This window comes from Amycolatopsis sp. Poz14 (assembly GCF_006704225.1).
Classification (GTDB): Bacteria; Actinomycetota; Actinomycetes; order Mycobacteriales; family Pseudonocardiaceae; genus Amycolatopsis; species Amycolatopsis nivea.
The window spans coordinates 8,562,340-8,577,599 of sequence record NZ_JACLHD010000001.1 but is presented as its reverse complement, the minus strand read 5'-3'; the positions used below and the strand labels follow the sequence as shown (position 1 = coordinate 8,577,599).

Below are 15,260 nucleotides of genomic sequence, written 5' to 3'. Positions count from 1 at the left end.
GCCGGGTCGCTGATCGCCGACCTGATCGCGGACGGTTCGCGGCACGAGGATTTTTGACGGGATTTGGGCGGAGAAGCCGAAATTCCCTCCCTTGGCGATGGCCGGCCCGCGCGGTCCGCGGCCACTGGCCTCACCCGCACTACATCTCGCTGCACGCATCTGCGTGGGCAAAGGAGGAAATCATGTCGAGTTCCCGGAATACGCGCACCAAGGCCGTTTCGGTCGATGTCGTGGTCGTCGGCGCCGGATTCGCCGGGCTGAGCGCCGCCGACCGGCTCGTGAGCATGGGCAAGTCCGTCCTCGTCCTGGAAGGCCGCGACCGCGTCGGCGGCAGGTCGTTCTCCGGCGAGGTGGCCGGGGTGCGGGTCGATCTCGGCGCGACCTGGGTTTCCCGCAGGCACACGGCGATCCGCGACCTCGCGAGCCGGGCGGGCTGCACCCTGACCGCCCAGTTCGCCGAAGGCCGCAACGTGCTCTGGATGGCCGGACGGCGCCGTACCTATCAGGGCACGATTCCCAAGGTCTCGCCCGCGGTGCTGGTCGACATGGCGCGCGTGCAGCTGGCGCTGAACAAGCTGGTCGCGAGCATCGACGTCGAAGCGGCCTGGAATTCTCCCCAGGCAAGCGAGTTCGACGCGATCTCGTTCGGCGAATGGCTCGACCGGAAGCATGCGACGCCGGCCACCCGCGCCATGATGACCATCGTCAGCAAGGTGCAGTGGGGGTGCAGCCCGGGAGACGTTTCGCTGCTGCACGCCTTGCGCTACATCCGCGCGGTGGGCGGGGTCGACCACATGCTCGACGTGGAGGGCGGCCAGCAAGAGGAGCGGTACGTCGAAACCACCCAGGAGATCGCCAAGCGCGTCGCGGAGCAACTGGGCGACCGCGTTGTCCTCGGGACGCCGGTTCGCCGGATCTCGCAAGACGAAAACGGCGTCACAGTGAGCACCGATTCGGAAGAAATCACGGCGAAGTACGCGATTGTCACGGTCGCGACGCCACAGCGTGCCGAGATCGAATTCAGCCCCGCCCTGCCCGAGCTGGCCGCTGGGCTCGCGAAAAACTGGCGGATGGGCATCCTGAGCAAGGCATTCGTCGCGTACGAAAAGCCGTTCTGGCGGGCAAACGGACTTTCCGGCGAGGGAGTGACCGACACCGGGACCGTGTTCATCACCTTCGACGTTTCGCCCGACGCCAACGGGCCGGGCATTCTGATGACGTTCTGCGACCCCCGGGTGTTCGACGGGTTCAGCCCCGACCGGCGCCGCAGCATGGTCCTCCAGCAGCTCGTCCAGCTGTACGGCACGCAAGCGGGCGCGCCGATCGACTACCTGGACCACTGCTGGGGAGAGGAACCGTTCGCTCCTGGCGGCCCGAACCCGGCTGTCGGTCCTTACGCGACCACGACTTACGGTCCCGCTCTCACGGAGCCGCACGGGCGCGTTCACTGGGCGGGCACCGAAACCGCGGGCGAGTGGGCGGGCTGCATGAACGGCGCCGTCCTGACCGGGCAGCGCACCGCCGAGCGCGTCGCGGCCGCGGTGGCGCGCGAATCCCAGGAGGTGCTGGCGCGATGAAGGACATTCTTTTCCTGCTCGCCGACCTGTGGATGATTTTCGTCGGCTACTTCTTCGGCTGGAAATTCATCCGCCGCTACGGAAATTACCTGCTCGGTCTCGAATTGATGGTCGTCGCGACTTCGGGCACCAACTTTCTCGTCTGGTCGCTGCTCGGCGCCAACCCGGGCAGCATCCTTTACGACATCGCGTATTTCTTCGACGCGTTCTCGCGGTCGCTCGGCGTCACGCTTATCCTCGTGATGGGTCTGATGAAGGTGACCCGGAACTACAAGCCGAGCGCTGCTGTCGACGTCGGAGTGTTCGCGCTCGCCACCGTGGCCGGGCTGTTCCTCCGGCATTTCCACGGCGAAGACCCCCGCGTCGACCACGGTGCGTTCGCTGTCGCCGCGTTCTACGTCGCAGTCAACCTCGCCACGGCGGTCTTCCTGGCGTACTTCGTCAAACGGCTTTGGAACGCCGGCGCGAAATGGCCGGCGATCTGGACCGGACTGGTGACCGCTGCCGCAACGACCATCGCGATCACCTACGACTTCTTCCCCTTCCCGTTCGACGATGCCAACCGCACGTTCTTCTACACCGCGGCACTGGCGACGTGGGGTACTCAGGGATTCGTCTACTTCTTCGCTTACCGCGCGCTGCATAACCACAACGCGGCCTCAAGCGTGAAGACGGTGCAGGAAGCGGGTGCGGCGTCATGAGTAAGCAGTTGTACGCCGTGGTCAACCCGGCTACCGGCGAGCTGGAGCAGGAGTATCCGGCCGCGACTGACGCGGCCGTGGACCAGGCCCTCGACGCGGCTGCGAACGCGTACCGGCAGTGGTCGCAAGAGACGACTCTGGCCGAGCGCGCCGAGGTGCTGAACGCCGTCGCTGCGTTGCACAACGAGCGCAGTGGCGAACTTGCTCGCATCGCACAACGGGAAATGGGCAAGCCGCTGGAAGAAGGCGCCGCTGAGGTCGAGTTCAGCGCGTCGATCTACGCGTACTACGCCGCGAACGCGCACAAGTTCCTCGCCGACGAGCCGGTCGAGTTGCTCGAGGGGGAGGGCACGGCGTTCGTCCGCCGCCAGCCGATCGGCACGTTGCTCGGCATCATGCCCTGGAACTACCCGTACTACCAGGTCGCCCGGTTCGCCGCGCCGAATCTCGTGCTGGGCAACACCATCGTGCTCAAGCCCGCGCCGCAATGTCCGGAATCTTCCGCGGCTCTGCAGCGGATCTTCACCGACGCGGGCTGTCCCGAGGGCTGCTACGTCAACGTCTACGCGACCAACGACCAGGCCGCCGACGCCATCGCCGACCCCAGGGTGCGCGGCGTGTCCTTCACCGGTTCCGAACGGGCTGGCGCCGAAGTCGCCGAAAAGGCGGGCCGCAACCTCAAAAAGGTAGTGCTCGAACTGGGTGGCTCGGATCCGTTCCTCGTGCTGTCTTCCGCCGACCTGGACGCGACGGCGCAGGCCGCAGTGGACACGCGATTCGAGAACGCCGGACAAGCCTGCAACGCGGGCAAGCGGGTCATCGTCGCCGCCGAACTCTACGACGAATTCCTGGAGATATTCACGAAAAAGGTGCTCGCCACGGCCAACGGACTGGCTCCGCTGTCCTCGGTGGCGGCCGCCGAGCGTCTCGAAGCACAGGTGCAGCGGGCTGTCGACGACGGCGCGACCCTGGTCTGCGACGGGCGGCGCGAGGGCGCGTTCTTCCCGCCAGGCGTCCTGACCGGGGTGTCGCCGAATTCGCCGTCGGCCGCCGAGGAATTGTTCGGCCCGGTCGCGACCGTCTATCGCGCGGAATCCGAAACCGAGGCCGTCGAACTGGCCAACAGCACCCCGTACGGGCTGGGCTCGTACGTGTTCACCACGGATCCGGAGCAGGCGATGCGGGTCGCCGACCGGATCGAGGCGGGCATGGTTTTCGTCAACGGCGTCGGCCTCGAAGGCGCGGAACTGCCGTTCGGCGGGGTCAAGCGGTCCGGATTCGGCCGGGAACTCGGCCGGGCGGGGATCGACGAGTTCGCCAACAAGAAGCTCATCCGCACGGCTCGGGCGTGAACCCGGAGGGACTCTCTGATGACTGTTGAATTCGATGCCGCCGTTTTCACCTCGCCGGACGCGCCGCTGACCGTCGAGCGAGTTTCGCTTCCCAGCACGCCGCCGCCGGGCGAAGTGCTGGTGCGGCTCAAAGCGAGCGGGGTGTGCCACAGCGACTTCCACGTCCTCGTCGGCGAATGGGAGACGCCCACGCCGATGATTCTCGGCCACGAAGGCGCCGGAATCGTCGAGAGCGTCGGCGAAGGAGTCACGACCCTGGCGAAGGGCGATCACGTCGTCCTGTCCTGGACGCCTTCCTGCCGGCGATGCCGTTACTGCGTCAGCGGTCGGCCCGTTCTCTGCGACATGGTCAGCCAGCACTCGGCCAACCACCTGTCGTTCGACGGTCGGACCCGCGTCACGTCGACGGACGAACGGGATGTCTACAGCTTCGCGGGCCTCGGAACGTTCGGCCAGTACACGCTCGTGCCCGAATCGGCCGCGATCGCGATCCGGAACGACGCGCCGTTCGAGCAGGCCGCCCTGGTGGGATGCGCCGTGACCACCGGCGTCGGGGCGGCGGTCAACACCGCGCAGATCCGGCCGAGCGACACCGTGCTGGTGCTGGGCTGCGGCGGGGTCGGGTTGAACGCGATCCAGGGCGCTCGCCTGGTCGGCGCGCGGAAGATCATCGCCGCGGACCTTTCCGACGAGAAGCTCGAGCAGGCCCGCGTTTTCGGGGCGACCGACCTGGTCAACAGCGGGCGGGAGAACCTCGCGGACCGGGTGCGCCAGCTCACCGGCGGACGCGGGGTGGAGGTCGCCATCGAGGCGATCGGGTTGCCGCGCACCATCGAGGCGGTCTACGAGGTGCTCGCGCGAGGCGGAAAAGCCGTGGTGGCCGGGCAGGTGGCGGACGGCGTGCGGATCTCGATCGACCCGTTCGTCATGTCCGATCAGGAGCTTTCGCTCGTCGGCTCCAACTACGGCTCGAGCAAGCCGGACGTCGATTTCCCGCTGCTGGTCGACCACTACATGAATCACCGCCTCGATCTCGACTCGCTGGTGACGCGCGTGATCGACCTGGCGGAGGTCAACGAGGCGTTCGACGAAATGAAGCGCGGCATCGGCATCCGCTCGGTGATCAAATACTGAAGCCCTGCTGAAGAAAGGCACGGATTCGCCGCATGGCTCTGGAATCTTCGCGGATCGCCTACGAACGGACCCGGCGCAGCGTCGGCGGCGGGGTCGGGTCAGGCCTGCGCGCCGCGATGCGTCCTCATCCGCTCTTCGTGCGGGAGGCCCGAGGCGCGCATGTCTGGGACCTGGACGGAGATCGTTATGTCGACTACGTGATGGCCTGGGGCCCACTGGTACTCGGACACGGCGACCCGCGCGTGCTGGACGCCGTGTCCGAGGCCGCGAAGAAGATGCAGGTAGTCGGCACGGGTCACGCCCTCGAGTACCTCGCCGCGGAGGCGGTCCTCGAAGCCGTGCCCCACGGCGAGCGGCTGTTGTGGAGCAACACCGGAACCGAAGCGGTGCAAGTAGCCCTGCGCCTGGCCCGAGCCGCGACGGGCCGGCGTCGCATCCTGAAATTCGCGAAGAGCTACCACGGTTGGCACGACACCGTTTACGCCGGGATGTCCGACGGCGACCGTTCTGCGGAGCCAGCAAGCAAAGGGCAGTCGCCGAGCGTTCTGGACGATCTGGTGGTCGCGCGTTTCAACGACGTCGCGCTGGCTTCGCGGCTTCTGAACGAGTCTGTCGAACGCGACATCGCCGCGGTGCTCGTCGATCCAGTGATGAGCAATGCCGGGGTCGAGGCACCCACGCCGGAGTTCCTGTCCACGCTGCGAGCTTTGTGCGATCGGCATGGCGTCGTCCTCATCTTCGACGAGGTGATCGCTGGGTTCCGCATTGCGCGTGGTGGGGCGGCGGAGAAGTACGGGGTGCTTCCGGACTTGTCCGTCTACGGAAAGGCGATGGCCGGTGGGTTCACGCAGAGCGCCGTCGTCGGCCGGGCGGAGTTGGTCGATCAGGTGACGGATGGCGTGACTCATGCCGGGACTTTCAATGCCAACCCGATCGCGCTCGCGGCCGTCGAGGCGACGATGCGGGTCCTGGCTGATCCGGCTGTCTACGAGACGCTGGAGAAGACCTCGGGCGAGTTCGAATCCGTGGTCGGCGGTGTTCTCGGTTCGGTTCCTGACAGCGGGAGCTTTAACCGGGTCGGGTCGCTGCTGCAGTACGTACCTGCGGGTGGGGCGACGGGTCTGCACGGCACGGGTGGGCTGTGGACGGTGCTGCTGGAGGGGATGGTGCGGGAGGGGGTGCTGTTGATGCCGTCGGGGAAGGTTTTTCTCAGCACGGCGCACACGGCGTCGGATATCGAGGCGACGGGGGAGGCGCTTGAGAGGGTGCTGCGCCGGTTGTGATCTATCACCGCTCGCTGAATTGCCGGGGATTCCGACCCATCAAGTTCAACAACCGCTCCTGCCGAGACACCGACCCGCTGACCACCCCCGGCGCGGCGAAGAACCGATGCGTCGTCTCAGCCGCGACGGGGGATTCCGCCAACCCGGCGTAAATCTCCCCAAGCCCGTCGCTGATCCAAGCGACCAGGTCAGCATCAAGCCGGTCATCCACCCCAAGCGCTCGGGCGAGATCCCAAGCGTGAATGGCGGAATCCGTAGCACGCACGGCCAGCGCCTGGCACCCAGTCACCTTCCCCAACGGGTAGTCGAGCACCTGATCCAGCGCGCCCGGACGGCCGAAGGCGTCGGCGACCAGCCGCACCGACGCGGCATAAGCAGCGAGCGGGTCGCCGCCGAGGGCGTCGGCGTCGCGCATGCGCAGGAAGTCCTCCCGGCTGCTCCCGGCCAGCAGATCGACGTAGTTGAGATTCCCCCGCACCATGTGGTTGACCAGCTGGCGCACGTTCCATTCCGCACAGGGCGTCGGCGCAGTCCACTGGCCGGGGCGGACGGACGGCAAGCGCTGGCCGAATTCGGTGCTGGCGGCGAGGAATCGGTCGAGAACGTCGATCATGCCCGCCAGTCTTCCGCCGCGAGGACCTCATGCGCTGGCGCAAATCCGACGTCGCACTAGCGCTCGATGAACTCGGTCAGCGCGGCCACGACGGCATCGGGCTGTTCGTCCGGGATGAAGTGTCCGGAATCCGGGATGACGACGCCGGTCGTGTTGGCTGCCCAGGGGCGGAGGGAAGCGGCCATGTCGGGGATCGAGCCGTGGGAGGCGGAGATGCCCAGGACTGGGACGGTCAGACGCCGCTGCTCCAGAGCGGCGCGGTTCTTCTGCGCTGACTCGGCGGCATCGCGATAGTAAGCGAGCGAAGCCCGGAGACCGCCCTCAGCTGCGATGGCGGCGGCGTAATGGTCGGTTTCGGCGCTGTCGAAGGTATCCGGGGACAGGGTTTTGGCTTTCAGAAACCAGTCGACGTACTCGCGTTCGCGACCGGTGAGCAGGGTCTCGGGAAGGTCGGGCACCAGGTGGAACGCGAAGTGCCAGGTCTTCCAAGCCCGCTCGGGATCCGTCGGGATGGATTCGGGGAGGGTGACTCCGGGGATGCCGGCATCCAGCAGCGCGACCCCGTGCAGGTGCGCTTCGTGCTGAAGGGCCAGCGAGAAAGCGACCCAGGCACCGACGTCGTGGGCGGCGAGCCAGTACTTCGGCACGTCGAGCGCCGTCACCGCGGCCTGGACTTGCGCGGCGACGGTGTGGGTGTCGTAGCTGTCGTGCGGACGGTCGGAGTGTCCTTGCCCGGGCAGGTCGATCGCGACGACGCGGAATCGCTCGGCGAGGCCGGGCATCGCTTTGCGCCAAGCCCACCAGGTCTGCGGGAATCCGGCGAGCAAAACCAGGGCGGGGCCGTTCGGCTGACCGCCTTCCACGGCATGCAGCTGGATGCCGTCCGCATCGACCCAGCGGTGCGTGAAGCCGGGCAGGTCGGGCAGCGGCAGTGCGGAAATCGGGTTCGCGGCGGCAGTCATGACTTCAGCGTAGCTCATCTTGAACTGATCAGTCCAAGATGAGCTACGCTGGGCAGATGGCCGGGAAGAAGCAGTTCGATGTGGACGTCGTGCTCGACGCGGCGATGGTCCAGTTCTGGCGAGCCGGATACGCCGACACCTCGCTCGACGACCTCTCCAAAGCGACCGGGCTGAACCGCAGTTCCATCTACTCCTCGCTCGGCGACAAGGACGCGCTGTACCTGCGCTGCCTGGACCGGTACGCGACGCGCTACGGGGACAAGTACGACCAAGCTCTGGCGAAGGCGGCCGAGGAACCGCTGGGGGCGATACGGGAATTCTTCGACGTCACCCTGAGCCGCATCGCCGATCCCGAAGTGCCGGACGGATGTCTCGTCGCCCAGACCGCGATGGCGATTCCGGTGCTGAGCCCGGGCATCGCGGCGCGCGCGACCGAAGTGCTGGGCCGTCAGCACGCGCGGCTGCGGACCGCCTTGCGTGCCGGGAAGGTGCTTGACGCGGACGACTTCGCCGTGCACCTCGCGGCGGTCAACCAGTCATTGGCGGTGATGAGCCGGGCAGGGGCGAGCCAGAAGCAGCTTCGCGCGATCGTCGACATCAGCTTGGGTGCGCTTTCGCGGGCACTGGGCTAGCCGTCTTTGGTGATCTCGCACAGCGAAGCGCGCAGTGGCGAGCTGCCGCTGGTCGGGTCGCTCGGGCCTTGGCTCAGCACAAGATTGAGGTTCGCGCTGTCGTCGCCGAACGGTGGGTAGCCGGGCTGGCCGAGTCCGGCGGTGGGCTGCCACCAGCCGTGCTGCCCGCACACGACGTCGGGGCGCAGGTTGCCGTTGAACTTCGCCTTCGCGCGGATTCTCCCCAACGGCGTCTCCAACCGCACCCAGTCCCCGGCGGAGATTCCCCGGTCCGCGGCGGTTTCGGGATGGAGTTCGACGACCGGATCGGGTGCGGATTTGCGCAGGCTGGTGATTTCCCGGTGCTGGGTTTCGCAGAAGAACAGCGACTTCGCGCAGGTGAGGATCAACGGGTAGCGCGTCGCCAGATCCGGCCGGGACCGCGGGCTGATCGACGGTTCGGCGAAGGTCGGCAGCGGCGGATACCCGTGTGTCCGCAACGGTTCTGAGTACAACTCGACCAGCCCGGACGGCGTCTTGAAGCCGCTCCGTTCGTACTTGCGGTAGACCGTCCGCAACGGCAGGCGGATTCCTTCCGGGGCGGCGCGCAGCTGTTCGAGGGTGAGGCCGCTGGGCTCGAGCTGGTGTCGCCAGGCCGCCTCGATGTCGCCGTGGAAAAACTGATGGCCCACCCCGAGCGCGACGGCGAGATCGAAGATGATCCGCAGATCCGGCCGCGCCTCGCCGCGGGCGGCGACCAGCGGCTGTCGCAATTGGACAGTCGACTGTGCGGCCTGGCTGGTCTCGAAACCGATCCGCAGCGCTTCGGTCTCCCACGCACTCGTCGCGGGCAGGACGAGATCCGCTTGCTCCGCGGTCGGGTTGAGGAACAAATCCGTGTGGACAAAGAAATCCAACGCACGGAGAGCGTCCCGGCCTCGCGCGCTGTCACCGTGCGCCATGACCAGGTTGCCGCCGAAGTTGACCAGCGCCCGGGCCCGGTAAGGCACGCCGTCCAGCGCCGCACGGTAGAGGTCCTCGCCGGTGACGAACTCGAACCGGGCGGGTCCGAGCGGACGCTCCCGCACCCCGATGGCCTTGGCGCGCTGCTCGGGCGCCAGCAGCTCCCGGCCGTCGACCGGGTTGGTCGGCACGGGCGTGAACAGCACGTTCCCGCCGGGCGCGTCGATGCATCCGGTGAGCGCGTAGAGCTGGCCGATGGCGCGCACGGTCTGGGTCGCGTTGCTGTGCTGTTCCAGTCCGCTCCAGGTGTAGAACGCGACCGGACGGTGTTCCCAGAGGAGCCGGGCCGTGGCGACGATCTGCTCCGCGGGCACGCCGGTGATCTCCTGCGCGACCTCGGGCGGGTACTTCGCGCACTCCTCGGTGATCAGGTCCCAGACCCGGCGCGACGGGCTGACCCGTTTCGCCGCGTTGGTCCACCGTTCGACGAATTCCTTGTCGTACCAATCATTCTCGATCATCACGTGCGTGAGCGACAACGCCAGCGCCGCGTCCGTTCCGGGGCGGACGCGCAGCCATTCGTCGGCCTTGCTGGCCAGCCCGGCGCGCCGGGGATCGACCACGACGAGCTTGGCCCCTCGCCGCAGCGCGGCGGTGGTCGCAGTGGCGTGCGCGAGCCGCGAGACCGACGGGTTGTAGCCCCAGTAGAGGATGCACTGCGCGTTTTCGAGATCGGGCAGGTAAGCGCCGGGGACCGGCTCGCCCCACGTGTAGAGCGTGGCCAGGTGGCGGCCCCAGCCGCAGAGTTCCATGTAGCTGACGAAGTTGGGACTCCCGAAGGCGCGCCGGAGCCGGGTCAGCCATTCGACGGTGTCCGACATCGCCGACGTCGAGGGCGAGGAACTGCCGAACACCACCGCTTCCGGACCCGATTCCTCCGCGATCGCTGTCAGCCGGGACGCGACCGTCGCCAGTGCTTCATCCCAGCTGACGCGCTCCCATCCGGGGTCGGCCGCGCCTTTCGGGGCGGTGCGGCGAAGGGGATGCAGCAGCCGGTCCGGATGCGCGACGATCTCCGGCGCGGCCTTGCCTTTGACACAGATCGCGGCACCGGTCGGATGGCCGGGCAGCGGGCGGAGTGCGAGCAGCCGCCCGTCCTCGACCGTCGCGGTGGCCCCGCACCTCGACACGCACAGCGGGCAGAACGTCGGCACCTCGGTCGCCATCGCGCACCTCCGGACTCTGTCTGGAAGTCGGCGCTGCCCCGTCCGGCGTAACAGCGGGAGTTTCAGCGGCGACTTTCCGGGGTGAGCAACGCCGCGCCGGTGCGGTTGTCCGAGCTGGTCGCCACCTTGTCGCTGGTGGCCGATCTCGGTATGGGCCGCCCGATGGAGCGGGTGCTGCGGCAGACCGTGATCGCTTTGCGATTGGCCGACGCGGCGGGTGCCGACGACAGCGTGCGCGCGGCGGCTTACTACACGTCGTTGCTGACCTGGGTGGGCTGCGCCGCCGACACCAGCGAGTTGGCCGAGCTGTTCGGCGACGAGACCGAGCTGTACGCCGACAGCCACGACGGCGACCTCGCCGGGGTCGCGATGGCGATGTTCGTCCTGCGGCACCTCGGGCGCGGCGGTCCGCGACTCCGCCGCGCCGCGCTCGTCGGCCGGTTCCTCGCGACGGCGGGCCGGTCGGTGCAGCAGGTCATGCAGGCGCACTGCCAAAGCGCGAGCGAACTGGCCGGACGGCTCGACCTCGGCGAGGACGTCTGCCGTCCGCTGCTGCAGTCCTTCGAACGCTGGGACGGCCGCGGCGTCCCCGGCGATGCCGGCGGCGCGGACCTCGACCCGGCGATCCGGCTGGTGCAGCTCGCCGACAACGTCGAGGCTTTCCACGACAGCGCGGGCGTCGACGGCGCGGTCACCGTCGCCAGGGAACGCCGCGGCACCCAGTTCGATCCGGAGCTGGTCGACTGCTTCCTGAACCACCGCGGCGACATCCTGGCCGAACTGGACCGGATCCAGGCCTGGGACGAGGTCATCGCCCTCGACCCGAGGCTCGGCGCGCAGTTGACTGAGGACGAACTTGACCGCGCATTGCAGGCGTTCGCCGACTTCGCCGACCTCAAATCCCCGCCTCGGCTGGGGCATTCCCGCGGAGTCGCTTCACTCGCCGCGGACGGTGCGACCCGGCTCGGTCTCCCGGCACCGGACGTCCGGCTGGTCCGGCGCGCGGGCTGGGTGCACGACATCGGGATGATCGGCATCCCGAGCGCGATCTGGAACGCGACCCGGCCGTGGTCGCTCACGCAGGCCGAACGCGCCCGCACGCATCCGTACCTGACCGAACGGATGCTCGCCGGAATGCCCGGCCTCGCCGCGGTCGCCCGCTGCGCGGCGCACCACCACGAACGCCTCGACGGTTCCGGTTACCCGCACGGGCTTTCCGGCGACGCCCTGCCGATGCCGTCCCGGGTTCTCGCCGCCGCCGACGTCTACCACGCACTCGGCGAACCACGTCCGCACCGCGCGCCGCTGGTTCCCGACGCGGCCGCGCAGGTGCTGACCGCCGAAGCCCGCGCCGGACGTCTCGATCCCGATGCGGTGAGCGCGGTTCTGGCAGCGGCGGGTCAGCGGGTCCGTCGAACGCCGGACGGGTTGACCGCGCGGGAGACCGAGGTCCTGCTGCACCTGGCTCGCGGACTCTCGAATCCGGAGATCGCCGCCGCGCTCACGGTGTCCCGCAAGACGGTTTCGACGCATCTGGAGCACATTTACGCGAAACTCGGGGTGACGACTCGGACGCAGGCCGCGCTGGTCGCGATGCGCCGCGGTCTGACCGGATGAAAGATCGGGCAGTTGCCCGATCCCCGGCGGTGCGGCGCGCCGTAAACCTGAGGCATGACTACACAACTCCAGGCCTCCCGCATCTCCCGAGCGGGCGCCTTCATCGAAGCATTGAGCAGACAGGACTTCGCGCGGATGTCGTCCGCAATGGACAGTGCGGTGCGGCTGACCGCCCTGCTGCCGCCGGGATTGCGCGAATTCCACGGACCGGCCGAGATCACCGCCGCGTTCACCCACTGGTTCGGCGAGGTCGACGACTTCGAACTCGCCGAGGGCGAGGTGGACCGGGTCGGCCCGCGACTGCACCTGCGCTGGCGGGCACGAGTGCGAGCGGAACGGCTCGGCGAGGGGTGGTTCGCGGTGGAACAGCAGGCATACGTGGACAACGACGCGGACGGGCAGTTCACGCGGATGGTGTTGCTGTGTTCCGGTTATTGCCCGGAGAGCGGGGCGCGCTGAGTTCGTTCTCGTGAGTGTTTACGCCGGTTCTAACCGGCATGAACACTCACGACCCCCCGCGCCCTCACTCGGCAAGAACCGAAGTCTCCCAAGCGAACCCGTCCGGGTCCGTGATCCGTCCCGCGTCCCCGCCGACGGTCAGGAGGTGCGCGCCCGAGCCCTCTTCCGGCACCCCGGCGTCCTTCGCCAGCGCCTTCCGGCCGTAAAGCGCCAGCTTGATCGGGCTCGTCTCGAATTCCACGTACTTGCGTCCGTAGCTCTTGCCGACCGCGAGCCCGTGCTGGACGTAGAACTGCTTGGTCGCCGCCACATCCGACGCGCCCAGCAGCAAAACCATCTGGTCGTATTCCCGGACCCCCGCGCCGGAGTCCTTCTTCGTGGAAGTCGCGACCTTCCAGATCGCGCCGTCGGGAGCCTGCACCACTCCGCCGAAACCCCACAGCGACTTGGCCGCCGGCTTCAGCGAGGTGGCACCCGCGGCGAGGGCAGCGTCCAGGTAAGCGACGGCGTTCGCGGGCTGGGAAACGGTGAGCGACAAGGTAAATCCGCGGAAACCGGTGCTCGGCGCGGAGGCCTGCCGGAAGCGGAGCCGGTCGCCCAGATCGAACGCGGCGGTGTAGAAGCGCTCGGCGGCGGCGACATCGGGAACGTCCAGGGTGACGAATTCGAAGGAGGTCATGCGGTAAACGCTAAATCCGGCGCCACCCCGGATGCTTCTTGATTCCTGATCGCTTACCGAGCCCGAGTCCCGGCCAACCACGCTTCGCGCCGGCGCGGTGACGCTCGGGACAGCCAGGCGTCCTCGACGACCTCGGCGAGTTCCTGCCGCGTCAGCGAGCCCAGATGCGCGGCGCGGATCAGCACCGACAGGTGGCCGTCGAAGTGCGGAGTGGTGAAAAACGGGCTGTCCGGGTCCTGGACCAGGGCCTGCTTGTCCGATTCGGACGGCACCCAGAACACGATCACGTCCGGATACCGTTCGCCGGTCTCGGGATCGAAAGCGTCCGGCCGCGGCGTCCGGAAGAACACGAACGACTTGCCGCCGACCTGGTAGACGGGGTTTTCCCGCGAGCCGCGCACCACCGTGACGTGGGGCATCCCCAGCGCCAGCTCGTGCACGTCCTCGACCCGCGCTCGCATGACCCCCCACGATACGTCAGGTATGAACAGGGCATGGTCACGCTGGATCGGCTCGTCAACGTCCTCGGTGGGTACGGCGCGCGGTTGTGCTGCTGTCCCGTCGCGCGCGAAACGGCGTTGCGGGACGTGGTGATGGACGACCCCGCCGACCCGCGCGAGTTGCGCGGCGACGTCTACCTCGCGGTCGGCGTCGATTCGGTGGCGGAAGCCGTCGAACGGGCCGCTCAAGCACGGGCGTCGGTGGTGCTGGTGCGGGGAGTGACGCCGCCCGGACCCGAGGTGGACAGCCAGGTCGCGGTGCTGCTCGTGGACCCGGAAGTGTCGTGGGGACAGCTCGCCGGCGTGGTCTACGGCCTGGTGCTCGAAGGCCGCGAGACGGAATCCGGTCGCGGGCCGACCGACTTGTTCGCGCTGGCCGACAGCCTCGCCGACGCACTCGGCAGCGCGGTCACCATCGAGGACCAGCTGTCGCGCGTGCTCGCGTACTCCAGCCGTCAGCAGGGCGCGGACCGCGTGCGGCTGGAGACGATCCTCGGGCGGCGAGTGCCGGACCAGGTGCGCGAGCTGTTCGAGCGCCGCGGAGTGTTCGCGCATCTCGCCGTTTCGGACGAGCCGTTGTTCGTCGAGGCCGATCCCGAGCACGGGCTCACCGGGCGCATGGTCGTCGCGGTCCGGGCCGGGCGCGAGACGCTCGGGTCGATCTGGGTGGAGTGCGAGGAGCCGCTGTCCGACGTCCGGCGCACCGTCCTGCACGACAGTTCCCGCACGGTCGGGCTGCATCTGCTGCGGTCGCGAGCGAGCGCCGACCTCGAACGGCAGGTCGAATCGGACCTGGTGATCCGCCTGCTGGAAGGCACTCCGGACGCGGCGGCCGTGCTGAGCAGGCTCGGGTTGCCGCCCGGCCGGTTCCGCGTGGTCGCGCTCCAGGCGCACATCGCCGACGAACGGCACGCCGCGCTGCTGCTCGCGTTCGAGCGCGCGACCACCGGTTTCGGCTGGTCACGGCCGGGCCGGAGCACGCTGTTCAGCAACACCGTCTACACCGTTCTGCCCGGTGAGGACGTCGAAACCGCCCGCGCGTGGATCGGCGGGATCCGCGACGCGCTGCCCGCGCAGGTCACGGTCGCGGCGGGGATCGGCGCGCCCGCGTCCACCGCGGACCTGCCCGCGAGCAGGCGGGAATCCGACGAGTGCCTCGCGCTGCACGACGTCCGCCCGAAGCCGGGCGCGACCGTCGCGTACGACGAGTCCTGGGACGACATCCTGATCCTCCGCCTGCGCGCCGCGGCGGCAGCGGGACGAGCCCCGGCGCGCGGTCCGATCGCCGATCTGGCCCGGCACGACGCGGCCAACTCGACCAGCTACGTCGCGACCCTGCGCGCGTGGCTCGAGACCCAGGGCGATCTCACCGAGGCCGCCGAACGGCTCGGCGTGCACCCCAACACCATCCGCTACCGGCTGCGGAAGATGGCCGACGTGACGCCGCTGCGGCTCGATCTGCCCGCGAAACGGCTGGCGATGATCATCGAACTGGCCGTCGCCGACCCGCAGGATTGACCGATCCCGACAAACGGACCTGATCCGTTTGGCCGAACTCGACAAAGCCCGTCCGCCGGATCCGG

General features: G+C 68.5%; 14 protein-coding genes. 9 read left to right on the top strand and 5 right to left on the bottom strand.

The window, feature by feature from the left end:
• Positions 1-182 precede the first annotated feature (182 nt).
• The 5 genes from FKO37_RS39820 to FKO37_RS39800 are packed head-to-tail and all read left to right on the top strand — an operon-like array spanning position 183 to position 6,047.
• Positions 183-1,577 (top strand): flavin monoamine oxidase family protein, encoded by a 1,395-nt coding sequence (locus FKO37_RS39820; RefSeq protein WP_037810353.1) that lies wholly within the window; start codon positions 183-185, stop codon positions 1,575-1,577.
• Positions 1,574-2,278 carry a hypothetical protein gene (locus tag FKO37_RS39815; RefSeq protein ID WP_037810356.1) on the top strand — a complete coding sequence of 235 codons (705 nt, stop codon included), beginning with the start codon at positions 1,574-1,576 and terminating at the stop codon, positions 2,276-2,278. Before FKO37_RS39820 ends, FKO37_RS39815 begins: the two co-directional genes overlap by 4 nt.
• On the top strand, positions 2,275-3,630 hold the full coding sequence (locus tag FKO37_RS39810) for an NAD-dependent succinate-semialdehyde dehydrogenase (protein ID WP_037810361.1): 1,356 nt from the start codon (positions 2,275-2,277) through the stop codon (positions 3,628-3,630). The genes FKO37_RS39815 and FKO37_RS39810 overlap by 4 nt, the downstream gene beginning before the upstream one ends.
• An 18-nt stretch (positions 3,631-3,648) precedes the next feature.
• Positions 3,649-4,764, top strand: a complete 1,116-nt coding sequence (locus FKO37_RS39805) for a Zn-dependent alcohol dehydrogenase (RefSeq protein ID WP_238607776.1) — start codon at positions 3,649-3,651, stop codon at positions 4,762-4,764.
• A 32-nt stretch (positions 4,765-4,796) separates the two neighbouring features.
• On the top strand, positions 4,797-6,047 hold the full coding sequence (locus FKO37_RS39800; RefSeq protein WP_238607775.1) for an aspartate aminotransferase family protein: 1,251 nt from the start codon (positions 4,797-4,799) through the stop codon (positions 6,045-6,047).
• Positions 6,048-6,051: 4 nt separating this feature from the next.
• Here FKO37_RS39800 and FKO37_RS39795 read toward each other — a convergent pair whose 3' ends face one another.
• Positions 6,052-6,660, bottom strand: coding sequence for a TIGR03086 family metal-binding protein (locus FKO37_RS39795; RefSeq protein WP_238607774.1), 609 nt, complete (start codon positions 6,658-6,660; stop codon positions 6,052-6,054).
• A 56-nt stretch (positions 6,661-6,716) separates the two neighbouring features.
• A complete protein-coding gene (locus FKO37_RS39790; protein ID WP_238607773.1) occupies positions 6,717-7,622 on the bottom strand; it encodes an alpha/beta fold hydrolase in 906 nt (301 codons plus the stop codon).
• Between the two features lie 56 nt (positions 7,623-7,678).
• Here FKO37_RS39790 and FKO37_RS39785 point away from each other — a divergent pair, with 56 nt between their 5' ends.
• On the top strand, positions 7,679-8,254 hold the full coding sequence (locus tag FKO37_RS39785) for a TetR/AcrR family transcriptional regulator (RefSeq protein ID WP_238607772.1): 576 nt from the start codon (positions 7,679-7,681) through the stop codon (positions 8,252-8,254).
• Here FKO37_RS39785 and FKO37_RS39780 read toward each other — a convergent pair.
• Positions 8,251-10,422, bottom strand: coding sequence for a molybdopterin-dependent oxidoreductase (locus FKO37_RS39780; protein ID WP_238607771.1), 2,172 nt, complete (start codon positions 10,420-10,422; stop codon positions 8,251-8,253). The genes FKO37_RS39785 and FKO37_RS39780 overlap by 4 nt on opposite strands.
• Positions 10,423-10,503: 81 nt before the next feature.
• On the opposite strand from FKO37_RS39780, the gene FKO37_RS39775 reads away from it, so the two are divergent.
• Positions 10,504-12,039 (top strand): HD domain-containing phosphohydrolase, encoded by a 1,536-nt coding sequence (locus tag FKO37_RS39775; protein WP_238607770.1) that lies wholly within the window; start codon positions 10,504-10,506, stop codon positions 12,037-12,039.
• Between the two features lie 54 nt (positions 12,040-12,093).
• Positions 12,094-12,498, top strand: a complete 405-nt coding sequence (locus tag FKO37_RS39770; protein WP_238607769.1) for a nuclear transport factor 2 family protein — start codon at positions 12,094-12,096, stop codon at positions 12,496-12,498.
• Positions 12,499-12,562: 64 nt separating this feature from the next.
• Here FKO37_RS39770 and FKO37_RS39765 read toward each other — a convergent pair whose 3' ends face one another.
• Positions 12,563-13,177, bottom strand: a complete 615-nt coding sequence (locus FKO37_RS39765; RefSeq protein ID WP_238607768.1) for a glyoxalase — start codon at positions 13,175-13,177, stop codon at positions 12,563-12,565.
• Between the two features lie 53 nt (positions 13,178-13,230).
• A complete protein-coding gene (locus tag FKO37_RS39760; RefSeq protein WP_238607767.1) occupies positions 13,231-13,638 on the bottom strand; it encodes an MmcQ/YjbR family DNA-binding protein in 408 nt (135 codons plus the stop codon).
• 33 nt (positions 13,639-13,671) lie between these two features.
• On the opposite strand from FKO37_RS39760, the gene FKO37_RS39755 reads away from it, so the two are divergent.
• Positions 13,672-15,195: a CdaR family transcriptional regulator gene (locus FKO37_RS39755; RefSeq protein WP_238607766.1), complete on the top strand. Its 1,524-nt coding sequence runs from the start codon at positions 13,672-13,674 to the stop codon at positions 15,193-15,195.
• Positions 15,196-15,260: the final 65 nt, after the last annotated feature.